10 protein-coding genes are annotated in these 11593 nt (G+C 36.4%); 5 read left to right on the top strand and 5 right to left on the bottom strand.

Features of this window, described 5'->3' with window-relative positions:
* The first annotated feature begins 56 nt into the window (after positions 1-56).
* A complete protein-coding gene (locus IPZ78_RS03175; protein WP_225551490.1) occupies positions 57-1469 on the top strand; it encodes an aldehyde dehydrogenase family protein in 1413 nt (470 codons plus the stop codon).
* A gap of 52 nt (positions 1470-1521) precedes the next feature.
* Here IPZ78_RS03175 and IPZ78_RS03170 read toward each other — a convergent pair whose 3' ends face one another.
* On the bottom strand, positions 1522-1869 hold the full coding sequence (locus tag IPZ78_RS03170) for a phage holin family protein (protein WP_225551489.1): 348 nt from the start codon (positions 1867-1869) through the stop codon (positions 1522-1524).
* A gap of 164 nt (positions 1870-2033) precedes the next feature.
* Here IPZ78_RS03170 and IPZ78_RS03165 point away from each other — a divergent pair, with 164 nt between their 5' ends.
* From IPZ78_RS03165 to typA, 3 genes are all read left to right on the top strand, one after another.
* Positions 2034-2465 (top strand): DUF2147 domain-containing protein, encoded by a 432-nt coding sequence (locus IPZ78_RS03165; protein ID WP_225551488.1) that lies wholly within the window; start codon positions 2034-2036, stop codon positions 2463-2465.
* A gap of 145 nt (positions 2466-2610) precedes the next feature.
* Positions 2611-3798 carry a glycine C-acetyltransferase gene (kbl, locus tag IPZ78_RS03160; RefSeq protein WP_225551487.1) on the top strand — a complete coding sequence of 396 codons (1188 nt, stop codon included), beginning with the start codon at positions 2611-2613 and terminating at the stop codon, positions 3796-3798.
* A gap of 203 nt (positions 3799-4001) precedes the next feature.
* Positions 4002-5807, top strand: a complete 1806-nt coding sequence (typA, locus tag IPZ78_RS03155; protein WP_225551486.1) for a translational GTPase TypA — start codon at positions 4002-4004, stop codon at positions 5805-5807.
* 81 nt (positions 5808-5888) lie between these two features.
* Here typA and IPZ78_RS03150 read toward each other — a convergent pair whose 3' ends face one another.
* The 4 genes from IPZ78_RS03150 to IPZ78_RS03135 form a co-directional block, all read right to left on the bottom strand.
* Complete coding sequence (locus IPZ78_RS03150) at positions 5889-6389, bottom strand: ecotin (RefSeq protein ID WP_225551485.1); 501 nt, start codon at positions 6387-6389, stop codon at positions 5889-5891.
* Between the two features lie 195 nt (positions 6390-6584).
* Positions 6585-7268: a hypothetical protein gene (locus tag IPZ78_RS03145; RefSeq protein WP_225551484.1), complete on the bottom strand. Its 684-nt coding sequence runs from the start codon at positions 7266-7268 to the stop codon at positions 6585-6587.
* The gene (locus tag IPZ78_RS03140; protein WP_225551483.1) at positions 7265-7774 is read right to left on the bottom strand and encodes an RNA polymerase sigma factor; all 510 of its coding nucleotides are present in this window, start codon (positions 7772-7774) and stop codon (positions 7265-7267) included. Before IPZ78_RS03140 ends, IPZ78_RS03145 begins: the two co-directional genes overlap by 4 nt.
* 304 nt (positions 7775-8078) lie before the next feature.
* Entirely contained in the window at positions 8079-9932 is a 1854-nt protein-coding gene (locus tag IPZ78_RS03135) for a Xaa-Pro dipeptidyl-peptidase (protein WP_225551482.1), read from the bottom strand.
* A 141-nt stretch (positions 9933-10073) separates the two neighbouring features.
* Between IPZ78_RS03135 and radA the strand changes: the two genes are divergently transcribed.
* Entirely contained in the window at positions 10074-11459 is a 1386-nt protein-coding gene (gene radA / locus IPZ78_RS03130; RefSeq protein WP_225551481.1) for a DNA repair protein RadA, read from the top strand.
* The last annotated feature ends 134 nt before the right edge of the window (positions 11460-11593 follow it).

Genomic DNA, 11593 nt, shown 5'->3' with positions numbered 1-11593 from the left:
GCATTACTTAAATATATACGTTTCCCGGCAAGTTAAAAACACTTTAAAGAGCATTTATGGAGGACAACAGGTTTATATATATAGATGAAATTTACAATCAACAGGTAAAATTCAAAGAAGAGTGTAAAGAAACATCCGTATATAATAGAGTACAATTACTGAAAAAACTTAAAGCCACTATTCTACATAAAGAAGGTGAGATAAAAGATGCTATTTACAAAGACTTTCGTAAGTCAATCATTGAGACTGAGACCACAGAAATTCTCACGAGTATTTTGGAGATCAATCATTTCATAAAGAATCTCAAAAAATGGACAAAATCAAAATCAGTGGGCTCTTCCCTAATGTTCGCATCTACTTCAGCAAAACTACTGTACGAGCCCAAAGGGAATACGCTAATAATTACACCTTGGAATTATCCATTCCAACTTCCTCTTGTTCATTTAATCGCTAGCGTTGCGGCTGGAAACACTGTTATTCTTAAATTATCAGAATTTACACCACATATAAATGCCGTAATAAAATCTATAATCATACAAGTCTTCGTGTCGAACCATGTGGCTATTGTTGAGGGCGAAATTGAAGAGACAACGCACCTACTAGCATTGAAATTTGACCACATTCACTTCACTGGTTCTCCAGCTGTTGGTAAGATTATAATGCAAGCAGCGTCAAAAAACTTAACGGATATCACACTAGAGCTAGGGGGTAAAAGTCCTGTTTTCGTTGACAAAAATATCAATATCAAGGAGGTTGTCAGAAATTTACTTTGGGCAAAATTTGTCAACATGGGGCAAACTTGCATTGCTCCTGACTATCTATTAGTTGATAAAGCAATAGAACAAGAATTCGATCACGCGTGGAAAGAAGAAATCCTAAACGCTTTTGGCATAAATCCTATAGAGAGCAATGATTTAGCACGTATAATAAATACCAAACAGTTCGATAGACTTGAAAATTATTTAAATGAATTAAAAAACTCTGATACAAATTGGATTGTATCGGGAACTAATAACAAATCAGATTTGTTTATTCATCCAACAGTATTGAAAAACGTGCCCATAAATTGTGCATTAATGGAAGATGAAATATTTGGTCCAATACTGCCAATCATTTACTATCAAGATATACAACAAGCTTTGCAAATTGTTCGAAGTAAGGAAAAACCATTAGCACTTTATATTTTTAGTAAGAAGCAAGATTATATTAATTATGTACTAGGAAATACAACAGCAGGAGGAACTACAGTTAATGATGCAATGCTGCATATCATGCATCCAAATCTTCCGTTTGGTGGTGTCAATAATTCAGGACTTGGACAATCACTTGGACACTACGGATTCAAATCCTTTTCTCACGAAAGAGCTGTATTGAAATCCAATTTTTTTCCCATGAGTAAATTTTTCTGGTACCCTTATAACAACAATACAAAAAAGATGCTAGGCTATATTAAAAGGATATTTACATAAAAAATCCCTAAACACTTACGTGAATAGGGATAATATGTAGTTTTATAGTGTTCTATTTTTCCTTACCTTTTACCTTACCTATAATCATTTCCAACACAGCAACTATTATTGCAAATAAAGTTGCGTTCCAAAATCCGCCAACATCAAATTTAGACCCCAAAATAGAATCACTTAACATCACCATTAATACAGTAATAATAAACGAAATCAATCCAAAAGTTAACCAGTTCAACGGGAATGTAAATAACCTCAATAAACCTCCCACTAATGCATTAACCAAACCTATTACCAAACCTGTAATAATTGCCCATCCAAAACCAGCTACACTCGCACCAGGAACTAAGTAAGCTGCTACAGCTACTACCAAACCTGTCAATAATAAAGAAATAATAAACCTCATAACACCAATTTAATTAATAAAAAGCATATAATCGTTATAAATTACTTCAAAAGTAATGCCAATACCGAGAATAAATATTCTCCTTGTATACAAGATTTTAACTCAATTACTATGCTAACATAGTTAAATAGTTGTATCTTTAATCCTACTAAGCTAGAAACATTATGAAAAAGATTTTATTAGCATGCTTTATGATATTAATAGCATTCATATCTCAAGCACAATCTTCTGTGGACATTTTGGGTAAATGGACGACTGTAGATGATGAAACAGGTAAAGCAAAATCCATTGTAGAGATTTACAAAAAAGCTGACGGGAAATACTACGGTAAAATTATTAAACTATTACAAAAACCCGAAAACGAAAACTGTGTAAACTGTAAAGGAACACAAAAAAACAAGCCATTAATTGGTTTAGAAATTATTACAGGCTTGAAAAAAGAAAGTAGTGAATTTACTGGAGGAAATATTACCGACCCTAAAAGTGGTAAAACATACAAATGTACCATTACGCGCAATGCTGATAAATTAAGTGTACGTGGCTACCTTGGTTTTTCTTTAATAGGTAGAACACAAACTTGGACATTAACAAAATAAGTAAATGTTAGCCCCTCTAAAAAACGGTTGTGATAAATTTATCACAACCGTTTTTTATTTACAAATTACACAATCGTTTTCATAAAACTCAAGTTAGGAATAATACTATCTTTGTATTAGTTGTTTAAACTTAATTAGATCTAAAATGTATAAAACACTAAAACCAGCATTAGAAAAAGAACTTGCCTCTATCAGAGAAGCAGGATTATACAAAGAAGAAAGAATAATCACTACACCTCAAGGTGCAGATATAAAAGTCAGCACTGGTCAAGAAGTGATAAACTTTTGTGCAAACAACTATTTAGGCCTTTCTTCACACCCACAGGTAGTCGAGGCTGCTAAGAAAGCAATCGATTCACACGGATATGGTATGTCTTCTGTACGCTTTATCTGTGGAACCCAAGATATTCACAAACAATTGGAAGCTAAAATAGCTCAATTTTTAGGCACTGAAGATACTATTCTATATGCTGCCGCCTTTGATGCAAATGGTGGTGTATTTGAACCTCTTCTTGGTGCTGAAGACGCGATCATATCGGATGAATTAAATCATGCTTCTATTATCGATGGTGTTCGTTTGTGTAAAGCACAACGCTTCCGTTACAAAAACTGTGATATGGATGATTTGGAAGCACAACTGAAAGCAGCAGCTGGCGCTCGTCATAGAATCATCGTAACGGATGGAGCCTTTTCAATGGACGGGTCCGTAGCTCCTTTGGACAAAATTTGTGATTTAGCAGACAAGTATGAAGCTTTGGTCATGATCGATGAATCACACTGTTCTGGTTTTATTGGTAAAACAGGACGTGGAACGCACGAACTTTTTAATGTAATTGATCGTGTTGACATTATCACAGGTACATTAGGCAAGGCTCTAGGGGGAGCATCAGGTGGATTTACTTCGGGTAAGAAAGAAATCATTGAGATGTTACGTCAGCGGTCACGCCCATATTTATTCTCCAACACCTTAGCTCCTGCTATCACGGGTGCTTCCATCGCTGTGCTGGATATGTTGAGTGAGACGACAGAATTACGTGATAAATTGGAAGCAAACACAATCTATTTCCGAGAGAAGATGACTGCTGCAGGCTTTGACATCAAACCAGGATTTCACCCTATTGTTCCGGTGATGTTATACGATGCTAAGTTAGCGCAAGAATTTGCGGCTAAAATGTTGGAAGAAGGAATTTATGTTATCGGGTTCTATTATCCTGTTGTACCTCAAGATAAAGCTAGAATTCGTGTTCAAATTTCTGCAGGGCATGAAATATCGCATTTGGACAAAGCCATTGCTGCATTTACCAAAGTAGGTAAAGAACTAGGTGTAATTTAAAAATTAAAAATCTTAAATATAAAAGAGTTTCTAACCATCAGAAACTCTTTTTTGCATTTAGAAAGCCTATAGATCACAAAATTTAAAGCTGATTCTATATCAATATTAATAACTTAAAAAAATAATAATACAAAAAATTAAAATTTGAGGTTCAGAATAGTTATCTTTGCACCTCGAATTTTATTATAACACATTATCGCTCAATGCAAAATATCAGAAACATCGCGATTATCGCACACGTCGATCACGGTAAAACTACATTGGTAGACAAAATCTTACACTTCACTAATCTTTTTAGAGATAATGATGGTACAGGTGATTTAATTCTAGACAACAATGATCTAGAACGTGAACGCGGTATTACAATCGTTGCTAAAAACGTTTCAGTTCAATATAAAGGCGTTAAAATTAACGTTATTGATACACCAGGTCACGCCGATTTCGGTGGTGAGGTAGAGCGTGTATTGAAAATGGCTGATGGTGTTGTGTTGTTAGTAGATGCGTTTGAAGGCCCAATGCCTCAGACTCGTTTCGTTACACAAAAAGCATTAGGCTTAGGCTTAAAACCACTTGTTGTTGTAAATAAAGTAGATAAAGAAAACTGTCGTCCAGAAGAAGTATATGAGAATGTATTTGATTTGTTCTTTAGCTTAGATGCTACTGAAGAGCAATTAGCATTCCCAGTATTATACGGATCATCTAAAAATGGTTGGATGTCTACAGATTGGAAAGAGCCTAAAGAGGATGTTTCTGAATTGTTAGATGCGATCATTGATCACTTCCCTCCTTCTCCATTTGTTGAAGGTACATTACAAATGCAAATCACGTCATTAGACTACTCTACGTTCGTAGGTCGTATCGCTATTGGTCGTGTAGCGCGTGGTACAATCAAAGAAAATCAACCTATTTCATTAGTAAAACGTGATGGCAAGATTGTTAAATCACGTGTGAAAGAATTACATACTTTTGAGGGCTTAGGTCGTCGTCGTGTTACTGAGGTAGCTTGTGGTGATATTTGTGCGGTTGTTGGTATCGAAGGTTTTGATATTGGTGATACTATCGCTGATTTTGAAAACCCTGAGCAATTAGAGGTTATCAGCATCGATGAGCCTACGATGAACATGTTGTTCACGATTAATAACTCTCCTTTCTTTGGTAAAGAAGGTAAATTGGTTACTTCTCGTCACATTCATGATCGTTTACAAAAAGAATTAGAGAAAAACTTAGCATTACGCGTGGTTCCTACAGAATCTCCTGATGCGTGGTTAGTATATGGTCGTGGTATTCTTCACTTATCTGTATTGATCGAAACTATGCGTCGTGAAGGTTACGAATTGCAAGTAGGTCAACCTCAAGTAATCTTGAAAGAAATCGACGGCAAGAAATGTGAGCCAGTTGAGGTTTTAGTAGTAGATGTTCCTGCTGAAGTTTCAGGTAAAGTGATCGAATTAGTAACGCAACGTAAAGGTGAGTTGTTGATCATGGAAACTAAAGGTGAAATGCAACATTTAGAGTTTGAAATCCCTTCACGTGGTATTATCGGTTTACGTAACAACGTATTGACAGCTACTGCTGGTGAGGCTGTAATGGCACACCGTTTGAAAGGTTACGAGCCTTGGAAAGGAACTATCCCTGGACGTCTTCACGGTGTATTGATCTCTTTGGATAAAGGTACTACAACAGCTTATTCTATCGATAAATTACAAGATCGTGGTAAATTCTTCGTTGATCCAGGAGCAGATATCTATGAAGGTCAAATCTTAGGCGAGCACATCCGTGATAACGATTTAACGATTAACATCGTAAAAGGAAAACAATTAACGAATATGCGCGCTTCAGGTACGGATGACAATACACGTATTGCACCAGCTATCAAATTCTCTCTAGAAGAGTGTATGGAGTATATCCAAGCTGACGAATACATTGAGGTAACTCCTCAGTCAATCCGTTTACGTAAAATTCACTTAACAGAGAATGAGCGTAAATTAAATGCTAAAAAATACCAATAACATTTGGTCTATACATAAAAGGAAAAGCCTCGAATGATTTATTCGAGGCTTTTCCTTTTATACTAAACTTGCAAAACTATACTATTTTGATTTTTCTTCGGCGGCGAAATAGGTTTCGTCTTCTGCTTTATAAATCTTGAACTGAACATCGTAACCCTCAGGAATATAAATCACTATTGGCAATTTACCATTATAACGAACCATTTCTGGCTGAGCCGTTACGAAAAGATTTCTTTTTGCTGCGTCTGGACAACCGATCATGGTGGAAGTCACTTGACCGTTCGTCTTAAATACATAATAGTTGTAGCCCCAACCTTGTAGGTCTTTAGTTTCAAGTGTTCCTTGTAGATTGAAATAATTACAACCATCTACTTCCATCCATTTCCCTACGGAGAATTCAATTTTCTTTTGATTGTCCTTATCCGAATGAGGCACTTCGATTATAACTTTTTTGTATCCTGCCTCTGGCTTAGGGAATATAGATAGATCTTGTTTTGTAATCACTTGTTGAGCCATTGTTTGAATAGATATACTAATTAATGCAACTAAAAGGCTTAAAATTTTTATTTTATTTTTTCTCATAATACTCTCTTTTGTACATAAGACGAGTATTTTTATTGAAAGATTACAGTTGGTTATAAATTTTAGTTGTTATTAACACTATTTAACAAATTATACTATTGTACTCGTTCTCATTATGATGTTTGCGAAATGAAAAGAGAAATCTAATTGCAATTAGATTTCCCCTCTTACTTCATTGAAATGACGCTTTTATTTTTACAACTTTTCTTCCGAGTCTATTGCTATTAAATCATCGTAATTTTTCTTTAATCTTTCTGTGAATCCTGTATACACAATTTTGTAATATAAGTATAATAGCAGAAAGAAGATACAAGCCGCAATTATGAATACTATCCACAAAGCCATATCATGAAATGTTTCTAAGTTCTTAGACGTTGATTGGACTAATTCAACAGTTGTATTAAGATTCTCACCAGCCCCCTCACTATAACCATCGTTATATCCCTCTTTAAATGCTTCAAAATGAGATCCAATAAAAGCGCCTATAACGAATTGAATGCCTAATAAAATAAAATTTGCTTTTATATAATTAAAAACCAACTTCCTTGTTTTTAAAATATTATATGATAATGCTTTTGTATTGCTAGATACTTTAATTCGTTTGTACTGTTTATAAAAGAGGGATACAAATATAAATAAGATTATGTGTGCAAAAATTTGGAAAACAATTTCATAAACAGTGAATTCACTAGGGTCATCAAAATACGAAGAAAGTCCTATAAACCCGATAATAAGAAACTCCAGGCAGCTGATTATTAATAGCCATTTCACAATTGAGGACGAGCTTTTGTGAATCATTGATATGATATCCTCCCTCTTAAATTTTATAAAGTCATGGTCTTTTTGCCAATGTGTCTTTAGTAAGTCTAATTCATTCATGATAAACCTCCTTTTTGTGCAATTATTGTTTTGATTTTAGTTTTGATACGGTTCATTTTTACACGAGCATTCACCTCGCTAATACCAAGAGTTTCGGCAATCTCTGCGTAGTCTTTATCCTCGAGATACATATAGATTAACGCCTTTTCAATATCATTCAATTGCCTTACGGCAGCATAGATGAATTGCAACTGTCGTTCTTCTTCTGAATTGTATTCTTCGTACTTGATGTTTTCAAAAGAGATATCCCAATTAACAGTGTTGATTTTGCGTTTTGTCCCTCTGTATAATGATATCGCGGTATTCAATCCGATACGGTAAGCCCAAGTGGTGAATTTAGCATCGCCTTTGAAACTTGGGTACGATTTCCAAATCTGAATAACCATCTCTTGAAACAAATCTTTGTGTGAATCAACATCACTAGTATAGAGTTTACATATCTTATGCAAGATATTTTGATGTTGCTCTAGTAGTGTAGTAAACTCGTTCTCGATTTCCTTATTCATAATTGCTAATTGGTCGAAAATAAGTAGATAATGTTACAACTTGGTGTAATTATTTTTTCCTGCCTATTAAAACTGCTATTAACCTACCAGCAAAATCGGCATATATCTATCCCACAGCAATGAATCACCTAAGAGATTAGGATCAAAGCTCGTGGTGTTATTAATGGAATACTTCTGTAAAGGAATTCGTGAATCGAACGTGATGTTATCTTTAGACAATTCAATTTCTCGTATTAAGGTATTTCACCTAACAAAAGAAGCGCTAACATTGAAAATGCTAACGCTTCTATTTAAAAAAACTTACTTATTCCGTAGCCTTTAAAAACGATTCTTTACCACCCACGACTGGTAAGGTAATGCTTGTTCCATTTAAATCAATTGTAATCTCTGTCCCTGCTTTTGGCCATAACGTAAATTCTTTATCACTTGATAGAATCATTAATCCAATTTGCTTGCCAGCCGGTATAATTTGATCATCTGGTTGTAAATCAAATTTTAAGTCATAGAATTTACCCGGCTTTAGAGGAGTGCCCTTTGTAATTGATTTATAATTTTGTGGATCAGCCCAGCCACGGGTAATGATGTTATCCGTTATTTTTGCTTTCTTATCCGCTGACCAAGGTAGTGCAACCAACCAAACAGAAAAGTTTGCTGCGGATTTATTGGAAGCTAATTTTACAGAAACGCGTGCTATACCTGATAAATGCAAATCTTGTGTTAACACTGGACTTAAATATAACAGACGATTCTCCGATTGTTTTGCTATTGCCAAATCTTTCGCCGAAAAAGACACATCATCCACGAAAACTTCAGTGTCTTTAGTTGTTGGTTTTACTAATTGCAAAGTTCCTGCTGCGTTACCTCCCTTACCCAAATAAAATTTGACATCAGTAGCTGCAGGGTTCGGATAATCTGCATAAGATGTAGGATTATTTTGTTTGTCATTCTCTCTTACAATCCAAGATTTAGGATCTTTCTCGACACCATTTTCAATATTGAAAAGAAAACGTGTAAACCACTTGTTCATCATCTCAAAGGGTGGCTCCCCGCCATGTCCACCTTGGTGATAATAAATTTGAACAGGCAATCCTTTTGCTCTTGCTTCATTGTAAATACGATAGCTATGCTCAGGCATAACGTTCCAATCGTTAAAGCCATGTGCCATCAACAAAGCTGCCTTAAAGTTTTTCATCGCATTCAAATAGTCGCGACCCGACCAAAAAGAGTTATAATCACCACTTTCTCTATCTATGCCTTTTGCTATTTCACCATCACGGTACGTCTTATTGTTATAAGCTCTCTTATCTTCTGCCCCACTATGGATAAAATCGTAGAGTACATCTACATCTTCGCCCAAATAACCGCCGGGGCTACGTACTAGACCATTTGAACGGTAATAATGGTAATAGGATGTATTGGGGGCAACTGGAATTATAGCCTTTAGACCTGCTACACCTGTTGTTGCAGCGGCAATTGGTAATGTACCATTGTACGATGTGCCAGTCATCCCCACATTACCGCTGCTCCAAAATGCGTTTATCTTCTCATCACCATCAGGAGTCGTATATCCATTATTCTTTCCGGATAACCACTCAATAACTGCCCTCGGCGCCAAGGATTCGTTGATACCTCCTACCGTGGGAGAACCTTGTGATAGCCCCGTCCCTGGCGAAGAAGAATGCACAACGATGAATCCACGAGGAACCCATTGCCCAATTAACGTATTTGAAATAATAGGTCTTTTGCCAGTACGAACCACATTTGGATGTACTCGAGGTTTTGGTGGTTTTGTACGGAGCTCATGTTTTACATCCCACATAATGCCGTCTATGTCATTCGCTACACCTGCATAATACGGGCTTGTTTCATAGATTACAGGAAGCTTTAATTCTTTGTTTTCAGTTTGATACGGACGTGTAACACTAACGTGCATACGGTCAAGCTTTCCATCTCCATCTGTATCAAAAGATGTTTCAACCCACAAATCATGACGTATCCATTTCTTAGCATCTTGGAAAGCAGATACAATTTGCGCTTGGCCATCCTTGAAGAAAGGAGCCGTGCTCGTTGAATCTTGTTTTACCTGTCCAATAGATGCTAGAGTGTGAACCGTTAATACTAGAAGTAAGTAGAACGATTTGGTATGTAATTGTATCATAGAATATGGTTTATAATTTTCTTTCTCTATTCCCAACATCTTTAGATAGAGAATTACTAACCGAAGTAAAGAAAATTTATTGTTCGTTACAATGGATTTGTAAAATAATTTTTAAGGCATATTTTTAGTAATTTCGCTTATATGGCAAAATCAAAATCAGCATATTTCTGTCAATCTTGCGGTAACGAATCTCCTAAATGGCTAGGGCAGTGTCCTTCCTGTAAACAATGGAATACTTTTGTAGAAGAAGTGGTTGCTCCAGCGTCTTCACGTGTGCCTGAATGGCGTAGCACGACGACGAATAGTTCGCCCAAAAGACAAAACAAAGCCGCTATCATCCATGAGATTGTATACAGTGAAGAACAACGCATAGTTACACCGGATAAAGAATTTAATCGTGTATTAGGTGGTGGAATTGTTCCGGGGTCATTGGTTTTGATTGGAGGAGAGCCCGGAATTGGAAAATCTACTTTAATGTTGCAATTAGCACTTTCCATTCCACAGATCAAGGTTTTGTACATTTCAGGGGAAGAGAGCGAGCAACAAATCAAAATGCGCGCTGAGCGCCTTTCCCAACATTCGAGAGCGAATTGCTATATATTAACCGAAACATCTACACAAAATATATTCAAGCAAGCGGAAGCTGTCGAACCGAATTTAGTAGTAATTGATTCCATTCAAACACTGCATTCGCAGCAAATAGAATCTGCTCCGGGTTCTGTTTCTCAGGTGCGTGAATGTACCGCCGAATTATTACGCTACGCAAAAGAAAGCAGTGTTCCAGTTTTTATCGTAGGACACATCACCAAAGACGGTTCTATTGCAGGGCCAAAAGTTTTAGAGCATATGGTGGATACGGTTTTGCAATTTGAAGGCGATCGTCATCACGTATACCGTATTTTACGTGCTGTGAAAAATAGATTTGGTTCTTCTTCGGAATTGGGAATCTACGAAATGCAAGGTTCGGGATTGCGCGAAGTGTCGAATCCTTCGGAAATCATGATTTCACAACGCGATGAACCCACCTCTGGTGTGGCGATTGCTACGATGTTGGAGGGGGTAAGACCACTGATGATTGAGGTTCAAGCATTGGTCGGAAATTCAGCTTTCGGCACACCGCAGCGTAGTTCTACGGGGTTTGACACCAAAAGATTAAATATGCTTTTAGCCGTACTAGAGAAAAGATTTGGTTTCCGATTGAGTGCACAGGATGTGTTTTTGAATATTACGGGAGGTTTGCGCGTGGAGGATCCGGCAATTGATTTGGCCGTAATTGCAGCGATTATTTCTTCTCAACAAGATATTGCTTTACCGACAAATATTACTTTCGCTGGAGAAGTAGGATTATCAGGTGAAATACGTGCCGTAAATCGCATTGAACAACGTATAGCAGAAGCCGAAAAATTAGGATTTGAGGGAATTTTTATTCCTAAGCATAATACCAAAGGGCTTGATCCCAAAAAGTATAATATCGCCATTCGTCCAGTCGGAAAATTGGAAGATATTTTTAGAGCATTGTTTGGGTAAAATAAAAGAGGCTGTCTAAAAAGGTCTGTTAATTAAAGAGCCCCGTCATTAAAAAATAATGGCGGGGCTTATGTTTTTTGTCCTCAATTTTTTGTAAATTGAGGTGCACCCAAAAAACGATATGAAAGTACAAT

Source organism: Sphingobacterium bovistauri (genome assembly GCF_020295405.1).
Lineage (GTDB): Bacteria > Bacteroidota > Bacteroidia > Sphingobacteriales > Sphingobacteriaceae > Sphingobacterium > Sphingobacterium bovistauri.
The sequence above is the reverse complement of the archived record's forward strand: the minus strand, read 5'-3'. Positions and strand labels throughout refer to the sequence as shown.

Excerpts from the sequence above, each read along its gene's own strand:
- IPZ78_RS03175 (WP_225551490.1), top strand. The coding sequence starts at position 57 with ATGGAGGACAACAGGTTTATATATATAGATGAAATTTACAATCAACAG.
- IPZ78_RS03170 (WP_225551489.1), bottom strand. The coding sequence starts at position 1,869 with ATGAGGTTTATTATTTCTTTATTATTGACAGGTTTGGTAGTAGCTGTA.
- IPZ78_RS03165 (WP_225551488.1), top strand. The coding sequence starts at position 2,034 with ATGAAAAAGATTTTATTAGCATGCTTTATGATATTAATAGCATTCATA.
- kbl (WP_225551487.1), top strand. The coding sequence starts at position 2,611 with ATGTATAAAACACTAAAACCAGCATTAGAAAAAGAACTTGCCTCTATC.
- typA (WP_225551486.1), top strand. The coding sequence starts at position 4,002 with ATGCAAAATATCAGAAACATCGCGATTATCGCACACGTCGATCACGGT.
- IPZ78_RS03150 (WP_225551485.1), bottom strand. The coding sequence starts at position 6,389 with ATGAGAAAAAATAAAATAAAAATTTTAAGCCTTTTAGTTGCATTAATT.
- IPZ78_RS03145 (WP_225551484.1), bottom strand. The coding sequence starts at position 7,268 with ATGAATGAATTAGACTTACTAAAGACACATTGGCAAAAAGACCATGAC.
- IPZ78_RS03140 (WP_225551483.1), bottom strand. The coding sequence starts at position 7,774 with ATGAATAAGGAAATCGAGAACGAGTTTACTACACTACTAGAGCAACAT.
- IPZ78_RS03135 (WP_225551482.1), bottom strand. The coding sequence starts at position 9,932 with ATGATACAATTACATACCAAATCGTTCTACTTACTTCTAGTATTAACG.
- radA (WP_225551481.1), top strand. The coding sequence starts at position 10,074 with ATGGCAAAATCAAAATCAGCATATTTCTGTCAATCTTGCGGTAACGAA.